The sequence below is a fragment of the Vagococcus sp. WN80Y genome, from assembly GCF_059621045.1.
The window spans coordinates 46,205-63,633 of sequence record NZ_JCAQHY010000173.1 but is presented as its reverse complement, the minus strand read 5'-3'; the positions used below and the strand labels follow the sequence as shown (position 1 = coordinate 63,633).

General features: G+C 38.5%; 18 protein-coding genes. 6 read left to right on the top strand and 12 right to left on the bottom strand.

What is annotated here, in order from left to right; genetic code table 11:
* Window positions 1-14 precede the first annotated feature (14 nt).
* Entirely contained in the window at window positions 15-320 is a 306-nt protein-coding gene (locus AC5KOD_RS19950) for a rhodanese-like domain-containing protein (RefSeq protein ID WP_496916344.1), read from the bottom strand.
* A gap of 192 nt (window positions 321-512) precedes the next feature.
* Here AC5KOD_RS19950 and AC5KOD_RS19945 point away from each other — a divergent pair, with 192 nt between their 5' ends.
* Window positions 513-1,547 carry a M42 family metallopeptidase gene (locus tag AC5KOD_RS19945; protein ID WP_496916343.1) on the top strand — a complete coding sequence of 345 codons (1,035 nt, stop codon included), beginning with the start codon at window positions 513-515 and terminating at the stop codon, window positions 1,545-1,547.
* 298 nt (window positions 1,548-1,845) lie between these two features.
* Here the strand turns inward: AC5KOD_RS19945 and AC5KOD_RS19940 are convergent, their stop codons facing one another.
* Window positions 1,846-2,343, bottom strand: a complete 498-nt coding sequence (locus AC5KOD_RS19940) for a cupin domain-containing protein (RefSeq protein WP_496916342.1) — start codon at window positions 2,341-2,343, stop codon at window positions 1,846-1,848.
* Window positions 2,344-2,604: 261 nt separating this feature from the next.
* Here AC5KOD_RS19940 and AC5KOD_RS19935 point away from each other — a divergent pair, with 261 nt between their 5' ends.
* Window positions 2,605-2,997, top strand: a complete 393-nt coding sequence (locus AC5KOD_RS19935; RefSeq protein ID WP_496916341.1) for a YxeA family protein — start codon at window positions 2,605-2,607, stop codon at window positions 2,995-2,997.
* 75 nt (window positions 2,998-3,072) lie between these two features.
* Here AC5KOD_RS19935 and AC5KOD_RS19930 read toward each other — a convergent pair whose 3' ends face one another.
* Entirely contained in the window at window positions 3,073-3,963 is an 891-nt protein-coding gene (locus tag AC5KOD_RS19930) for a LysR substrate-binding domain-containing protein (RefSeq protein WP_496916340.1), read from the bottom strand.
* Between the two features lie 111 nt (window positions 3,964-4,074).
* On the opposite strand from AC5KOD_RS19930, the gene AC5KOD_RS19925 reads away from it, so the two are divergent.
* Both AC5KOD_RS19925 and AC5KOD_RS19920 read left to right on the top strand, forming a co-directional pair.
* A complete protein-coding gene (locus AC5KOD_RS19925; protein ID WP_496916339.1) occupies window positions 4,075-4,692 on the top strand; it encodes a histidine phosphatase family protein in 618 nt (205 codons plus the stop codon).
* A 474-nt stretch (window positions 4,693-5,166) separates the two neighbouring features.
* On the top strand, window positions 5,167-6,039 hold the full coding sequence (locus tag AC5KOD_RS19920) for an aminoglycoside phosphotransferase family protein (protein WP_496916338.1): 873 nt from the start codon (window positions 5,167-5,169) through the stop codon (window positions 6,037-6,039).
* A 4-nt stretch (window positions 6,040-6,043) separates the two neighbouring features.
* Here the strand turns inward: AC5KOD_RS19920 and AC5KOD_RS19915 are convergent, their stop codons facing one another.
* The 9 genes from AC5KOD_RS19915 to AC5KOD_RS19875 all read right to left on the bottom strand — a co-directional run bounded on the left by AC5KOD_RS19915 (window position 6,044) and on the right by AC5KOD_RS19875 (window position 14,390).
* On the bottom strand, window positions 6,044-7,024 hold the full coding sequence (locus tag AC5KOD_RS19915; protein ID WP_496916337.1) for an aldo/keto reductase: 981 nt from the start codon (window positions 7,022-7,024) through the stop codon (window positions 6,044-6,046).
* Window positions 7,025-7,391: 367 nt separating this feature from the next.
* On the bottom strand, window positions 7,392-8,303 hold the full coding sequence (locus AC5KOD_RS19910) for a dihydrodipicolinate synthase family protein (RefSeq protein WP_496916336.1): 912 nt from the start codon (window positions 8,301-8,303) through the stop codon (window positions 7,392-7,394).
* Window positions 8,304-8,318: 15 nt separating this feature from the next.
* Window positions 8,319-9,134, bottom strand: a complete 816-nt coding sequence (locus tag AC5KOD_RS19905) for a MurR/RpiR family transcriptional regulator (RefSeq protein ID WP_496916335.1) — start codon at window positions 9,132-9,134, stop codon at window positions 8,319-8,321.
* Window positions 9,135-9,139: 5 nt separating this feature from the next.
* Window positions 9,140-10,021: an ROK family protein gene (locus AC5KOD_RS19900; protein ID WP_496916334.1), complete on the bottom strand. Its 882-nt coding sequence runs from the start codon at window positions 10,019-10,021 to the stop codon at window positions 9,140-9,142.
* Window positions 10,022-10,030: 9 nt separating this feature from the next.
* Window positions 10,031-10,480 (bottom strand): NanQ anomerase/TabA/YiaL family protein, encoded by a 450-nt coding sequence (locus AC5KOD_RS19895; RefSeq protein WP_496916333.1) that lies wholly within the window; start codon window positions 10,478-10,480, stop codon window positions 10,031-10,033.
* Window positions 10,481-10,509: 29 nt separating this feature from the next.
* The gene (locus AC5KOD_RS19890; RefSeq protein WP_496916332.1) at window positions 10,510-11,874 is read right to left on the bottom strand and encodes an ABC transporter substrate-binding protein; all 1,365 of its coding nucleotides are present in this window, start codon (window positions 11,872-11,874) and stop codon (window positions 10,510-10,512) included.
* Window positions 11,875-11,896: 22 nt separating this feature from the next.
* Window positions 11,897-12,739 carry a carbohydrate ABC transporter permease gene (locus AC5KOD_RS19885; protein ID WP_496916331.1) on the bottom strand — a complete coding sequence of 281 codons (843 nt, stop codon included), beginning with the start codon at window positions 12,737-12,739 and terminating at the stop codon, window positions 11,897-11,899.
* A gap of 15 nt (window positions 12,740-12,754) precedes the next feature.
* Window positions 12,755-13,639: a carbohydrate ABC transporter permease gene (locus tag AC5KOD_RS19880; RefSeq protein WP_496916330.1), complete on the bottom strand. Its 885-nt coding sequence runs from the start codon at window positions 13,637-13,639 to the stop codon at window positions 12,755-12,757.
* Between the two features lie 25 nt (window positions 13,640-13,664).
* Window positions 13,665-14,390, bottom strand: a complete 726-nt coding sequence (locus tag AC5KOD_RS19875) for an N-acetylmannosamine-6-phosphate 2-epimerase (RefSeq protein WP_496916329.1) — start codon at window positions 14,388-14,390, stop codon at window positions 13,665-13,667.
* A gap of 486 nt (window positions 14,391-14,876) precedes the next feature.
* Between AC5KOD_RS19875 and AC5KOD_RS19870 the strand changes: the two genes are divergently transcribed.
* Window positions 14,877-16,199 carry a 6-phospho-beta-glucosidase gene (locus tag AC5KOD_RS19870; RefSeq protein WP_496916328.1) on the top strand — a complete coding sequence of 441 codons (1,323 nt, stop codon included), beginning with the start codon at window positions 14,877-14,879 and terminating at the stop codon, window positions 16,197-16,199.
* Window positions 16,200-16,386: 187 nt separating this feature from the next.
* The gene (locus tag AC5KOD_RS19865) at window positions 16,387-17,289 is read left to right on the top strand and encodes a helix-turn-helix domain-containing protein (RefSeq protein ID WP_496916327.1); all 903 of its coding nucleotides are present in this window, start codon (window positions 16,387-16,389) and stop codon (window positions 17,287-17,289) included.
* Window positions 17,290-17,429: the final 140 nt, after the last annotated feature.

The following is a 17,429-nucleotide window of genomic DNA, read 5'->3' as shown; positions in this document are numbered from 1 at the left end:
TTACCTCCTCAAATTTATCGCTTGATTGGGCCAGTCCAGCCCATCATACCATTTTTCAAATTAATTGCGTCATAGCCTTTAGAAACCAAAGCAGTCGCCGCTTGTTTACTACGCATACCTGAATGACACACGACGTAAACCTTGTCAGTTATTTTGTCATTAAAACGATCAATTGTCCCTAAAGGAATATTTTTTGCTCCCGGGATATGCCCACCTAAGAACTCATCCTTTTCTCTCACATCAATAATCAGTGGTCGCTCTCTTAATAACTCCTGCAACTCTTCTGCCGAAATAGTATTAACTTTCTTAAATAAAAACATCACGCAGCTCCTTTACTTTTTTAGTAACAAATAGGTCTCATTTACTTCCAGTAACTATCACTATATACCTGTAGGGGTATTTTAAAAAGAAATATGCTTAGCTTTTATCGGTATCTTTTTTTTAGCCAATCAGCTAAGATAGAAAGTGAAGAAAAAAACCTATTTTTTTACAGTAAAGGAGATCTATTAATAATGACTGAGAAAACTATTGATTTAGTAGCAAAATTAACCAATATCCCCTCCCCTACAGGTAACACAGCTAATATCATCCAAACAATCGCAAACGAGTTAACCCCCTTTGGTTACAAGCCATATGAAAATAACAAGGGCAGCTTAATCGTCACAGTTGACGGTGAAAATAAAGAACAAGAACGCTTTATCACAGCACACGTCGACACTCTTGGGGCGATGGTTCGAGCAATAAAACCAGATGGACGACTAAAGCTAGATCTAATTGGTGGCTTTCGCTTTAATGCCATTGAAGGAGAATACTGCCAGATTCACACTCAAAACGGAAAAAATTACACTGGTACCATTCTAATGCATCAAACCAGTGTTCATGTCTATAAAGATGCTGGAACTGCCGAGCGTAATCAAGAAAACATGACTGTCCGTATTGATGAGAAAGTTCAAAGTGCTGAGGACACACGAGCACTCGGCATTCAGGTGGGAGATTTTATTAGCTTTGACCCACGAACAGAAATTACCCCTAGTGGGTTTATCAAATCCCGGCATTTAGACGATAAAGTCAGTGCCGCTATCTTAATTCAGTTTTTACGTCAGCTCTCTAAAGACAAAGAATCCTTGCCATACACCACTCACTTCTTCTTCTCAAACAATGAAGAAATTGGCTACGGTGGAAACTCAAATATTTCTGATAAAGTCGTTGAGTATATCGCAGTTGATATGGGTGCAATGGGAGATGATCAACAAACAGATGAATACACTGTGTCAATTTGCGTCAAAGATGCAAGCGGACCTTACCATTTAGGATTACGTAATCACTTAGTTAGTCTTTGTGACGCTCAAAGCATTCCCTACCAATTAGATATTTACCCTTTTTATGGGAGTGATGCCTCAGCAGCAATGCGAGCAGGTGCCGATGTCCGCCATGGTTTACTTGGCGCAGGCATTGAGGCCAGTCATGCATATGAGCGGACTCATAACGATTCCATTGAAGCAACTGAAAGATTAGTCACTGCTTATCTATTCAGTTCACTAAGTTAATATAGATGTTACGAGAAGCTGAAACATAAAGTCGTTTTGCTGCGTTCGTTACGTAAGCTTCGATACCTTAACACTTAACGAAACAACCCATAGTGCCCCTCATTTCTAAGGACTAATGACCAAAGAATGGTGACAACTTTTAATGCTTTGGCACATGACATACGTGTAGTAAGAGTGAGACTTTTGTTTCACTCTCTTTTTTTATTCATAACTATTAGGCGGTTAAGGCGTTCCAACTGTTCTCTACTCCAACATCTGTTTGACCATAAGGTAGGAAGAGCAGAATCTCTTTGCTCACTTACTTTGGCAATGTTTCATATGCTAACTGTTGAATAATTTCTTGATGCTGGGGATAATCTATTAACAATTGAGCACGCGTAAATAATTCAAAATCAGTATAATCAAATCCTGGGGCGACAACACAACTAACTAAGGCATAGTCTTCTATCACACTCGAACCAAAAATAGTTCCTCTAGGTACCGTATAATGTAAATGTTGACCCGCCGTAATCTCTTTTCCTAAATGAATCGCTTCATATCTCCCATCTGGAAATAAGCAATGAACAATTAATGGTTGACCATCATGATAATACCAAACTTCATCTGCTGTTAAGCGGTGAAAATGTGACGGATTTTCTGGGGTTAGTAAAAAATAGATACTCGTATATAACGGTCGTTCTCTACCTTCCGTCATAATTTTCAATTGACTTTCTTCTGTCTCTTTAAAAAATCCCCCTTCCGTATGAGGAATTAACGCTAACTCATCGATCCACTCTTGCGCCGTTTTTACTTTCATTTCTACCACTCCATTTCTTAAATTAAGTCTTCTCACCCAGTCTACCAAATTTTCCTCCACCTGTTAATCACACTCTCATTCTCCCCACAAAAAACAGTCTAAAGATGGAGAGTCCTCTCCACCCCATGCCTCATGTAATATCACAAATTTCTCGTTATACTTAAGATAAGTTAAATAAGATTTTTAAATTGATTACTCAGCTTAATCCAATATTTAGCTAGTAATCAATTCAAACTAGATGACAAAGAAAGAAGGGACATCATGTTTAAACACACAGTCGCTTTTCTCATTAAAACCATTCTAACCCTTACGATTACACTCAGCTTGTTCGGTGCGTTTATTTTAGCAACTCAGCAAGAAACTGGGGAGTTCTTTAGCTTAATCGATCGACACAATAGTTTTGTAAAATGGCAACCACTCTATGTTAAAATCCAAAATGAGCAAGGTGAATCTACTGAACCAAGTGGGTATCAATATACTCAAATTGCTTATACTGGAGAAGGAAATTCTCAAGATATTACTTATTACACACCAGAAAAACTACAACAGAATCGTTATTTAAAACTAACAGCAAAAGGACGCTATATCCAGTCTTATGAAGAAGTACAGCAATCAGAGGTGCCAACAAAAGCACGAGAACGGCTGAATAGTTAAAAGCAAAAAGAGAGACAAAAGCGAAAAGCCTTTGTCTCTCTTTTAAATTAGAAAATCGATAGGCTCTAAACACCTTTACTCGACTCTATTTTCTAGTACTATTTTTCTAAACATCTTTGCAACCTCACTCAATTCATTGTCTCGATAGTATAAATAAATATTATGAGCTTGTAAAGGAAGCCCTACTGTCAACTCAACTAATTCTCTTTTTTTAAGATAGTCCTTAACCATTATATGAGAGCAAAAGTAAACTCCCTTACCCGCCAGAGCTGCTTTTAGTGCTTCTCGGGAATTATTGTAAGTAAAATTAAAACTTGGCAAAGATAATTTAGCCTCCTTTATAATTCTTTCAAATGCTTGTTGAGTAAAGCTCGTTCGCTCGCGACCTATAAAAGGAAACTTAACTAGCTCAGCTAAGGTCGACACCTCTCCCTCATTCCTAATCAGATCAGGGTGCACCACAAAGCTAAGTCGATCGCTGAACACTTTGGACCGTAATAAGTCATCTTGTGGCAAACTAATCCCACCCAAAATTACCAGATCCAATTCCCCTTCTGACAATGCTTGCACTAAATCATAAGAGCTCAACGTTGCTAATTGAACCTCATAATTCGGATACTTTTCCTTAAAAATAGTTAACCACTCTGGAAGCAAATACTGACAGCTTAGGTAATTTCCTCCTATTCGCAAACCATCAGTTCTTTCCTCTCTCCCTTTCTGGAAAAGCCCTTCAAGTTGTTGCTCAACTGCAAATAGCTGTTGCGATAACTCATAAACCTCTTCTCCTAAAGACGTTAGCTGAATCCCGCGACCGGCCGGACTTAGCAGCTGGACGCCCTCATCCTTTTCAAGCTTTTTAATTTGAGCGGTCACCGATGGTTGACTTATCCTCAAACTAGTAGATGCTTTAGTCACACTACCATACTTCGCTACTTCATGAAATAAACGTAAACTATGTAAATTCATGACTCCCCCTCTTTTCATATAATATCTATATGAATCATACTAAATTTTATATTAGAACACACCTATTTTTTCTTGTATAGTACACTTATCACATTAATGAAGGAGCCAAAAATGTCACACACACACTTATATTTTGTTCGCCACGGAGAAACAAATTGGAACGCCCAAAAACGAATGCAAGGCCACCAAAATTCAGAATTAACATCCCTTGGTAAAAAACAAGCTCGACTGCTAGGAGATAAATTGGCCGAACTTCCGATTACTAGTTGCTATACAAGTGATAGTCAGCGTGCTATAGAAACTGCCCAATTAGTCTGCCATCACTTACCACTCATCCCTCAAACAGATTCTCGCTTACGAGAAATTGCCATGGGAACTTGGGAAGGTCAAACTCACGAAGAAATAGTTCAAACTAACTCACGTGACTGGCAACAATTTTGGGCCACTCCCCACTTATTTCAAGGTCAAAATGATGGCGAAACCTTTCACGCTCTCCAAACACGCAGTATGGCATGTATCAATGAATTAATAGCCACCCATCCAAATCAAGCTATATTAATAATCTCTCATCGATTGACCATTAAAACGATTATTTGTTCACTTCTCAAGCAAAATTTGACAGAATTAACTCAACTAGCCGATATTGAGCCTAACAGCATGAGTCTTATTGAATTAGCAGACTCTCACGCTTCGATTCTATCCTATAGCGATATTTCCCACTATAACTAAAAACCTTCCCACTTATTCAGTAGGAAGGTTCATATAAAATCTAGCTTAATTAATGCTTACAGGCTGCCGCTTCTTCAACTGTTTAACCTCTTTACGGGTCATGTAAGCAAGGACGACAAGAGCTGAAAGCGACGAGCCAATGGCAATAAGTTTCTTCATAATAAGACATCCTTTCATCTATTTTTTGGTGCACAAGGCACAAACGTGGACGGTAGGATTCGAACCTACACCTCTAGATAGAGAATGAACCAACTGAGATCCTCAATGAGTATAACACCACGTTCATCCACAATTTTTTTGGCTGTTTGCTTAACCTGCTATTACTATAACTTACAAACCTTAAATCAAGTTTAAGAATACCCGAAGTTTTTGCAAAATAATATGACTTTTTTATGAATTAGTCAACCAGCTGCTCTAAAAAACACTTCATCTCTGTGCTATACTATTCCTACAACTAACCTGAAGGAGCTTAAAATGAATATAGATGCCACCCTAGTCCGTCGACTTATTACCAGCCAATTCCCTGAATATACCTCGCTTCCAATCACGCCTGTTAAAATGAGCGGTCATGATAATCGGACCTTTCATTTAGGTAATGACTATTCCGTTCGTTTACCTAGTGGCGAAAATTATGCTTCTCAGGTCGATAAAGAACAGCTATGGTTGCCTTACCTTCAACAAAAACTCAGTTTAGCAATTACCGAGCCCATTCAAAAAGGACAGCCTGAATTTGATTATCCCTATTCATGGTCTATCTGTCGTTGGCTCCCAGGAGAAACAGCAAATGAAGGAAAAATCAACAACCTTGGACAATTTGCACAAGATTTGGCAGCCTTTCTAAAAGAACTACAAACAATCGATTGTCACGGTGGACCACAAACTGGACAACATAACTACTACCGAGGAGGTTCATTAAGTATCTACTCCCACGATGTTAGTCGAGTCTTATCAAATCAAACATTAAACTTACATGCTAATCGGCAACTTTTAGCGAATTATTGGCAAACAGCACTTGCCTCAACATGGGAATCACCTGCTGTTTGGGTTCATGGAGATGTTGCTCCCACAAACATGCTCGTTAAAGATGGTAAACTAAGTGCCATCATTGACTTTGGCATCTTAGGAACAGGCGATCCTAGCTGTGATTTGGTTATGGCTTGGACCTTTTTTAGTGGGCCAAGCCGCCAAATATTTAAAGACAGTTTTTCTTATTCAGATGAAACGTGGCAGCGTGCGAAAGGTTGGGCCCTTTGGAAAGCTTTACTGATGATTGAAGAACACCAGAACTCATCCCCTCATCTTTATAAAGAAGCTATCAAGGTGATTCACGCTATTTTAGAGACCTAACTTATTAATTATGTCCCACAATAACATGAGGGACATAAGGCTCCTCTAAAAATATGACATCCTCTTTACTCAAAGTCACCTCTAGTGCTTTGACAGCACTAATCAAATGATTATCTTTCGTAGCTCCAATAATTGGCGCTACTACCTGATTCTTTTGCAGTAACCAAGCTAAAGCAATCTGCACACGTTCGACTTGGTATTTTTCGGCAAGTGCTGCTACTCGCTCAACGATGATCTGATCTTGCGCCAAAGTTGTGTCATATTTTGACTGTGCAACCTTATCCAACTCAAATCGCTTGGTCGTAGCTGACCAATCTCGTGTTAAACGACCTGAAGCAAGAGGGCTATAAGGCGTTACCGCAATTGTTTGGTCCTGACAAAGAGGTAGCATTTCTCGTTCCTCTTCTCGATACAATAAGTTTAGATGATTTTGCATTGAAACAAATTTGGTCCAACCATTCTTCTCAGCAACAGCCTGTGCTTTAGCAAATTGCCAAGCAAACATCGATGAAGCACCAATATATCTTGCCTTTCCTGATTTAACAACATCATGAAGAGCCGCCATCGTTTCCTCAATTGGTGTCTCATAATCCCAACGATGGCAAATATACACATCCACATAATCCATGCCTAACCGTTCCAAACTGTGATCAATTTCCGTTAAAATAACTTTCCGTGATAATCCACTACCATTTGGACCTTGGCGCATTTTTTGATGAACTTTTGTTGCAACCACTACCTCATCACGTACAGCAAAATCCTTCAGCGCTTTCCCTAGAATGCGTTCACTAGCCCCATACGAATAAACATTTGCTGTATCAAAAAAATTAATTCCTAAATCCAGCGCTTTTTCGATTACGCCACGACTTTCTTTTTCCTCAAGTACCCACTCATGGAACCCACTATTAGGATCTCCAAACCCCATCGCACCTAAGCATATTCTTGACACATCCATGCCAGTATTGCCAAACTTTACATACTCCATCTGATTACCCTCCCGTTTTTCACCTATATTTAAGTCTCAACTAATTAATCTCATCATACACCTTAGAGTGAACTCTAAGTCAAGAACAAAAAAAGGGTGAGACAAAAGTCTCGCCCTCGTTGTTTTCACGTATGTTATGTGACAAGCTCACTCCAAAAGTCTGCTTACTATGTTTCACTGCGCTGCGCTTCGCTTCGTTGTCCTAAACTTCTAAGCAACTAAAGTTGCAAACCATCATTCTTTGGGCCTTAGCCCTTAGAAATGAGGATCATCGAAGTGAAGGATCGGCAATTTTTCAAAACTCGAGCAATCGAAGTTTACGTAGCACTCGGGGTAAAACGACTTTATATCCCAACTTTTCTTACTATTACTTAATTTTAGCCAACAAGTCATGAATCATCTCACGAGCCTCTTCAACAATTACAAGGTCTGCTGAAGTTAGTCGTGGCAAAGGTAGCCGCGCTTCACCGATCTCCATGCCATCAAGAGACAATATTTTTTTCATCACATCATACAAATTACCTTCACATGAAACCATTTTAAAAATGATTCGGTTAATCTCATATTGTAGCTCTAGCGCTTCCGTCATTCTATTTTCTTTAATTAATTGATCTGCTTTCAAATAAACTTCCGGCATAACACCATAAGTACCACCAATCCCACCATCGGCACCCATCGCACGACCGCCAACAAATTGCTCATCAGGTCCATTAAAAACAATAATCTCACGCTGACTGTTCAGCTTAAACGTGTTAATATCCATCACAGGCATTGAAGAGTTTTTAACCCCTATCACTTGATCACGTTCTAGCATGTTATTTAGCAAGTCAACCGACAAAGCATACCCCGTTGTTTGTGGAATATTATAAATAATGAAATCAAGTGACGTCGCCTCTGCCATACTTGCCCAATAAGCTTCAATCGCCTTCTCTGGCAAAACAAAATAAATAGGTGGAATTGCAGCCAAAGCGTCAACTCCTAAAGCCTCAGCATGTTTTGCCAACTTAACACTATCTCGTGTTGAAGGAGCCGCAATGTGCGCAATAATCGTCATTTTCCCACCAACAGCTGCCATTACATTCTCAAGTACTACTTTTCTCTCAGCTATCGTTTGATAAATACACTCACCAGAACTCCCTCCAACATATAATCCCTTAACGCCTTTTTCAAAATAGTACTTCGCTAACTTCTGCACGCGCTCAGGACTGACTTCCCCTTGCTCATCATAACAAGCGTAAAATGCAGGGATAATCCCTTTATATTTTTCTAAATCTCTCATTATCTGCTCCTTTAATTAGAACTCGTCATCCAAAGATTTCGTGATAACATCAATGGTGCGGTCCATCTTATAACTGTAAATTTCTTTTTCTAATAATAATGTTGAAATAATATCAACAATGTACATTGTGGCAAACTGCGAATTAATAAATCTCCTATTATCCACAAAGTGACTACTGTACGAAACCAAGCTAATATCGCTTAACTGAGCAATATGACTATGACTGAAGCTAGTGAAACTAACAATGGTTGCGCCAGACTTTTTAGCCAGTTTCATTGAACTAACCACTTCATTTGTTTCTCCTGACGTTGAAATGCCAATAACCAAATCATTTTTAGCCGCAATTGAACTGCTAATAATCATAAAATGTGGATCGGTAATGGCCGTAACATTTAACCCCATACGCAACAACCGTTGAGTTAATTCAGTTGCCGTCAAGCCAGAACTTCCTACACCTAAAATCAAGATGCGCTCTGCCTGCTCGATTAAAGAAACAACCGCTTCAATTTGTTCTGTCTTAGTAATCTTTCGCGTATTTTCAATCACTTTCGAATAAAAATCATAAATTTGATCCGCTTTTTTTAATTGACTATTCTCTGATTCCTGATTACTAGATGAATTCAAGCGAATCTTTAAATCAACAAAACTACTACTATTCATTTTTTTAGCAAAACGAGTAATTGTGGCTGGTGACGAATGCGTCAACTTAGCCAATTCAGAAATATTAATATTCTTAATCGTCTCACTATTCTGTAATAAATAAGTGGCAATTTGTTTTTCTTTCTCGGAAAAGTCTGGGAATTGATTTTGAATCTCTTCTAGTATACTCATCTCATTCACCTACTATGTTTTTGATTAAAATGATACAGAGCTCCTAACATTCCCGCGTTGTTTTGATTCTCAGCAAACTTAATAGCTGTTTTATCAAACATCGGACTAATGAGTTTCTCTGACACTCTTTCTACCAGTTTATCACTTAAATAAGCTTTTTGGGACATAATCCCTCCACCTAAGACAATGATTTCTGGATTTAGTAAGTAAATTATTGTGACTAAACCACTTGCTAAGTAACCAATTAATTCATCAATAGCTTGAAAACACGTATTGTCACCTGCTTTAGCCGCTTTAAAAACAGCTTTCCCTTCCGTAAACCTCTCAGAACCATTTAACTCATTGGCTCGCCTAACTAAAAAGGTAGTCGATGCAACATCTTGAAAATAGTGACCGTCCACTTGCATATAACCAATCTCACCTGCTGTAAATCCAACACCTTTAACTAATTGACCATTAATCATCAAGGAACCGCCCACTCCAGTTCCTATCGTCAAACAAACCATTGACTGATAGCCTACCCCAGCCCCTTGCCACGATTCCGCTAAACAAGCGGCATTAACATCATTTTCAACCTCGCAAGGAATGCTAAACTCTTTTTCCAATACCTGCTTAAATGCCGTTCCAGTATAATCAGGAATCGTGTAACCAGAATAAATTACTGTGCCCGTTTGACTATCAATTACCCCAGCACTTGCAATCGCAATCCCTGCAATCTCATGAGTGTGTTTAACCGCAACAATCAACTGACGAACCGTCTCTAAAATAGCTTGCTGTTCAGCCTGTGTCGGGACACTTGGAAACAAGTTAAGAAGCTGTCCCTCAGAGGTGTAAAGCCCATACTTGATACTTGTTCCCCCAATATCAAAACAAAGAATTGGCTCCATACATCTCACCTACTTTACCTTAATTTTGAATACAGCTTTTTTTACTTGCTCCGACCGGTCACACTGAACCCCTGTTTTATGCCCCTCATCTGGGTAGATTAGTAATCGCTGATTAGGCTTTAAATGCCACTGATTACTTGCATTCCCCTGAACTTCATATGAATCGTTAACGTTGTCGATAGCCTCTTTTTTTAGACCCTTTGTTGAGATAAACTCGATAATTTCTTGACCACTTACTATCACATGAACATCAATATGTTCACTATGAGCTTCCCATTGCCTCTTCCAGGAATCAGCTGTTTGGTAAGTAAAAATCGATACAGATAGCCTCTCGTTCAATTGATAGCGGCCCTCATCCATTAGCCCAGCCATGATCTTGTCTAACGTCTCCTCAATCACAGCCCAATCAGGAACGGTTTTCAAATAGTGACTGCCTTGCTCTTGATCAAAATAAATCATCACATCCTCCTCCCTAGTCACCCACTTTATTACTTCAAGATAACTGATTTTTTAGTATTATCTTCAATAATTCGATTGCCACTTTCTGTAAAGGAATCCAGTGCCTCTTTAGCTGATTTATCTCCTGTAAAGAGTGCTTGCAATTCAGGGAAAAAGGCATTTCTCAATTCAACATATCCTGGAGTATTGTTAGAAAAATTGATAATATTTTCAGAATTTTTATTGTATGCCGCTAGATAAGGCATCTCAGTTTGAAGCTCTTCAATAACAGATTCACGAACTGGCAACGTATTTTTAGATGCCTTAACCAACTCTTTATCTGTTGAATAGAACTTAACAAAATCCTTCGCCGCCTCAACTCGAGCCTTATCACCAGAATCAAACACAACTGAACTCGTCACATAAGTAAATGAAACTGGCTGATTTTTCCCAGGAATATTGGCCAAACGCATATCAAACTTTTCGACCTTACCGTCTTCCATATCCTTAGCAATCCCATTAAATAGCACACTATTAGTAAAATTAATGGCCGTTTGTTTGTTTTGGAACATCGCGTTAACATCATTACTAGTCAATGTCTCTGCTCCTGTTGTCGTCAGCCCATCTTTTCTCAGTTTATCAATAAACTCAAGAGCCTCGACACCATTATCCTGATTCACAACAATTTGACCTTTCTTATTAAAAAAGGAGTTGCCAAACATCCGCATATAAGACATATTCCATGTATCCCCTTGATTATTCTTAGCAAATAAGCCAAAAGGAGCCACCTCTTTATTCTTTTCTTTCAAAGTTTCTGCTATCGTTCGAAGTTCATCCACTGACCAATTCGCAATCTCATGCTCATCTGCTACATACTTATCCAGCCCCGCAGCCTTGAACATGTCTGCATTATAAGCTAACGTACCAGGATTATGTCCAAATGGATAGAAGTAAGTCTGATCGTTAATCGTCACATTACCCCAAATAGATTCAGAAATATCCCCTCTAGTCTCATCATCAATAATGTCATCTAATGGCGCCAAAACGCCCATATGAGCATACTCACTTAACGCGAAGCTAGAGTCAAAAAACATATCTGGCAACTCTTTCGTTTGAATAGCAACACTTAACTTATCAGCTCTTTGCTCACCTGGAATTACCTGAACATTAATTGTCACATTCGGATTTTCAGCTTCATAACGCTTAGCTGCTTCCTTAAAGAAACTGTCATAGTCCGCCTTATCCTCCGAAGCATCCATTACCCCTTTCCATTGTGGCGTCAACCACATTTCCAAGGTCACCTTGTCAGAGCCTTTATTCTCTGCTTTTTTATCAGACTTACCACAACTAGCTAGTAACCCTAGTGTTGATACTAGTAAAACGACACCCACTACTAATTTGCTTCTCTTTTTCATTTCTACGTACACTCCCTTATTCTTATTCTTTAACAGCTCCCGCTGCGATTCCTTTAGTAAAATACTTCTGAAATAAAATAAAAATGACAATCATCGGTAAGGCAGCTACCGCAGCCCCTGCAACTTTCAAGCCCATATTTGGATTAATTTCCTGCATTAATCCCGCAACACCTACTGTTAAGGTATTCATCTCCTTACTTCTTGCCATCAACAATTGCCAGAGATAATCATTCCAAAATGTCACAAAATTCAAAATGAATAAGGCTCCGATTCCTGGCTTGGCAATTGGTAACATTAATTTCCAAAAAATAGTGAACTCATTAGCCCCATCAAGCTTAGCAGATTCTCTAATTGAATCAGGAATTGCTTCAAAAAAAGATTTAAGCATAAAGACCCCAAAACATGTCGCTAAATTAGGAATAATTAACGATTGATAAGTATCTACCCAATTAAAAGCCACCACAATCTTAAATAACGGCACAATAAAAGTTTCCTTCGGGATCATCAAAGACCCAATAAATAGTGTAAACAACAGCTTTTTCCCTTTAAATTTCAATTTAGCAAATGCATAAGCCGCCGCCGATGAAAATACCACACTCAACCCCGTCGTCACAAAAGAGACAAAAAAACTATTAAACGTCCAACGCAAAGCTGGTTGATTATTGAAAAGCTCCTTATAATTATCAAGATACAAGGACTTTGGTAAAATATCTGGTGGCATCTTATAAATATCTGCTGATGTCTTCAAAGAATTAGTAATCAACCACGCAAGCGGTAACAAACTCAAAATAGCTAAAAGTGTCACAACGATGTTTACAATTAAATCTGGTTTTTCTAATTTTGCCAGTCTTTTTATTAATTTCACGCTACCCTCTCCTCCTTATTCGTTTTTTCCAAATGTCTTAAACTGTGGTAACGATAATAATAAAGCAATGACAAACATAATAACTCCCACAGCCGCTGCAACTCCCGTATTATTGTAAACAAACGCATTTTGATATAAATAGTACATCATCGTGACAGATGAATTATTTGGACCTCCACCTGTTAATAACTGAATGACCACAAAAATTTTCAACACAGCGATAATGTTAATAACTGTCAAATACAAGGTTGTCGGCTTTACCAATGGAATCAAAATCTTGGTAATTCGTTGCCATCTCGTCGCGCCATCGATCTGCGCTGCCTCAAAGTAATCCTCTGGAATACCGATCATCGCGGCAATATAAAGAATTATAGATTGTCCCACATTACCCACAAAAGTAACAAATATTATCACCGGCATAACCCAAACCTTACTTCCCAATAAATTCACATTATCTGCGCCCATATTTCCTAAAAGATGGGAAATTAAACCATTGGCAGGATTGAGTAAAAAATTCCAGATCATACTCATCACAACCATCGATACCATCACCGGTAGATAAAAACTCCCACGAATAAACGAGACATAGCTCGCATTTTTATCATAGACGGCTGTCGCAACAAACAAACCGAAAATAATCGTTAAAAATACAATCGCAATAACAAAGACAACTGTATTGAGAATTGACTTCATAAAAACTGGGTCTTTAAATAAATGAAGATAGTTATCTAATCCTACAAACAATTCTCCTTGATAAGATGATTGAAACAAGCTCATTCGAAACCCTTCAGCTACTGGATAAGCGATAAATACTAAAAACAAGATTAATTGAGGGGCAATAAACAAATAACCCGATAATGGATTCTCAATGCCGCGATACTTCTTCTTTTTTACTTGCAAGGTAACTCCTCCTTAATGTTGATGCCTAAAAAGCACCATTGCTACCACTATCAATTTCAAGCGATTTAATCTCATCAATAAAACGCTTCGTAATTTCCTGAGGTCGGGTAATTGCTCCACCACTCACCACACACAAACAACCAAGCTCTATTACTCGCTTAGCCTTCGCAGGCGTGTCAATCTTCCCTTCAGCTATGACAGGTAAATGAGTAGATGCTAGCACTGCTTTCAAATGAGTAAAATCATCATCGGCAATGTTCAACCCTTCAGTTTCTGCTGTATAGCCATATAAAGTCGTCCCGATAATATCAAAACCAACGTCTTCAGCATAACGCACATCTTCTAGGGTTCCCGTATCTGCCATCAAAAGAACTTCTGGGTACTCTTGACGAATTGTCTTAATCACAGTTGCTAAATCTTCCTTATTTGGCCGTTGACGCACTGTGCCATCTAAAGCAACAATCTCACAGCCAGTCGCACAAACTTGTCTAACTTCCTTCAAAGTCGGTGTAATAAAAACTCTTGAATCAGCATAATCCCTTTTAATAATCCCAATAACTGGCAATGACACCGTATCCTTAATTGCTTGGATATCAACTACTGAATTCGCCCTTACTCCAATCGCCCCTGCTTCCTTAGCAGCCCGCGCCATTCTCGACATAATAAACGAGCTATGTAGCGGTTCATTCTCCAACGCTTGACAGGATACAATTAACCCTCCAGCTAATTGGTGGTAAATCTTTTCTTTCATACGTATTTCCTCCATTTTTATCCTAATTTATTTCCTGTCTCTCAGTTAAAAATCACCTTTTGACCCTTCATTTTCAAAGCCTCGTAATCACGCTCTGACGAAACCAATCATTCCTTTCAGCCTCTAATCAATTATAGAAAAGGACAGTCAAACCTATGTTATCTTTCTCCCTTCTACATAATAGCGATTTCATAAATATAGTTTAACCCATGAAAACCATTTTTACAATAAGTTTTAAAAGAAAATTATTTTCTTTTAAAACTATCACCATTCTATTATAAAAAATAGGCAACCCTTTTCCTTGTAAACTGACCTGTTAATCCACTAAGATTCAGAAGAGTAGAAACAAAAATGTAACACAGTGTTTCAATAAAGTAACAAATCACTTAATTATCACACTGTTCCATTTTAAGCAAAAATGATAGTCATAAAAAAAATTCACGGTATACTAGAGCTATAAAAGAACAGAAGGGATGACCTATCACTATGTCAAAAGGATTAAAAATAGTTACTATTGGAGGCGGTTCTAGCTACACGCCAGAACTTGTCGAAGGATTTATCAAACGTCATGCAGAATTACCAGTAAAAGAATTGTGGTTAGTTGATATCGAAGCCGGACGCGAGAAATTAGAGATCGTTGGGGAAATGGCTAAGCGCATGGTGAAAGCAGCTGGCATCGATTGCGAAGTTCATTTGACTCTAGATCGTCGTGAAGCACTGAAAGATGCTGACTTCGTAACAACACAAATGCGTGTGGGATTACTTGATGCTCGAATTTTAGATGAACGAATTCCATTGAGTCACGGGATGATTGGCCAAGAAACCAATGGAGCTGGCGGAATTTTCAAAGCGTTACGGACGGTTCCTGTTATCTTAGAAATTGTCGAAGACATGAAAGAGCTTTGCCCAAATGCTTGGCTAATCAACTTTACTAACCCAGCAGGCATGGTAACTGAAGCCGTTCTTCGTTATGGAAACTGGGACAAGGTTGTTGGACTTTGTAACATTCCGGTTAATGCGGTCTTTGAAGAAGCTGACATACTTGAGCGCAATCAAAAAGAACTGTTTTTCCAATTTGCTGGGATCAACCACTTGCATTGGCATACAGTAACTGATAACAATGGTCAAAATCTGACAGATGAATTGATTAATCGGATGTATGGCAAAGATGCCACAGGTAAGAGCATTGTAGCGAATATCGAAGACAACAGCTACGTTTATGAGCAAGTTGAAAACCTACACATGGTTCCTTGTCCTTACCATCAGTACTATTATATGACCGACAAAATGTTGGCTGATGAGCTCGAGGATTTCAAGAACAATGGAACTCGTGCTGAAAAAGTTAAACAAATCGAAGCCGAATTATTCGATTTATACAAAGACCCTGAATTAGATCACAAACCACAGCAACTTGCTGAACGTGGTGGCGCTCGATACAGCGATGCGGCTTGTGAGATTATCAACTCTATCTATAACGACAAACGCACAGTTATGACTGTTAGCACTCGAAATAACGGAACTATTAGCGATTTACCAGCTGAATCAGCTGTTGAAGTTACTTGCCTAATCACAGGTAACGGCCCAGTACCATTTACCTTTGGTAGCTTCGAGCCAGAAATTCGTGGCTTACTGCAATTGATGAAATCAATGGAAGAATTAACCATCAAAGCCGCTGTCACTGGTGACCGTGGAACATTGATGCAAGCCTTCACTATGAACCCATTAATCACTAGTGGAACAATTGCTCAAACAGTTATGGACGAATTATTAGACGCCCATAAACAATACCTACCACAATTCACAAACTAATAAAATCAAAGGGAGGAATCATAGCATAAACTGCTTTGGTCCCTCCCTTTTTCGCCATTTAATCATTTATCGGATGTTTGACAAAATTCTACTTCCTTTTGGGTCTTATCCTTTGCTTAGCCTATTTATTTGCCTTAAACTTATAGTGAAGTTCAAGACACTATAGCTTAGTAAAGGAGCTGATACTATGTATAATTCATTTCATTTTGGGAGTGCCTTAAAAGAAACACGAACCTCACAACAATTATCGCAAAAAGAACTGGCTGCCGATATTTGCTCTCAAGCCATGCTTAGTCGTATTGAAAACAACGAAGTTATTCCTAGCGTAATCCTAATGAAACAGCTGTGTGATCGACTTGAGGTCTCATTAGATTATATCCTCGGAACCGATTATGAGCTATCATCCACAACTACTGAAGAAAAAAATGAATGGTTAGCGCTAATAAAATTTTATCATCAAAGTACTCAATACCATAACTTAAAACGAATTATAGATGAGACAGATGTCTTCAAAACTCTAACCACCAAGCAGCAACAACAAGAATATTATTTTTATCAAGCCTGTTGTGACTATTATTTTAACCCTTATAGCCCACAGGTGCTTGACACGTTTCAAACAGCCTTAGATTTCACCTACCACTTAAAAAAACAACATTTGAGTGATATGGAAATCATCATTCTAAGCGAAATGGGAAAAGTAATAGCCAATCAAGGAAACCCTGGCCGAGGAATCGCCTACCTTAAGCACAGTATGAACGCTTTTTACAATCAAACCAAACAGCGATCTGACAACCAATTAGCTAAAGTTTTTTACAATATTGCCACACTTTATATTGATTTACGTAACTATAAAGAAGCACTGAGTGTGATTAACCAAGGAATCTCATGGAGCAGCCGCTTAAAAAACTATTATTTTCTTGACGAACTTTTTTTGCTAAAGGGAATTATCTTACAAGATCATGACCTAATTGATGATGCCATTAAATTTGTCCAAGTAGCTGAAATTTTAAAAAATATCTCCCACGATGGTCAACAACTAAATGAAAAGAAATTGCAGAAAAACTCTCACAAACCTAGTCTACTAGATTAAGGTTGCAAGTCAGCAAAAACGCTATAATAGAGGCTCTCTAACCTAGCATGCCCCTCCTCAGCTTAATTGCTGAGGTTTTTTTATACAAAAAAAGTCTGGAGCTTCCGATCAGCCCAGACTCACACTTTTAGGTTTACCTC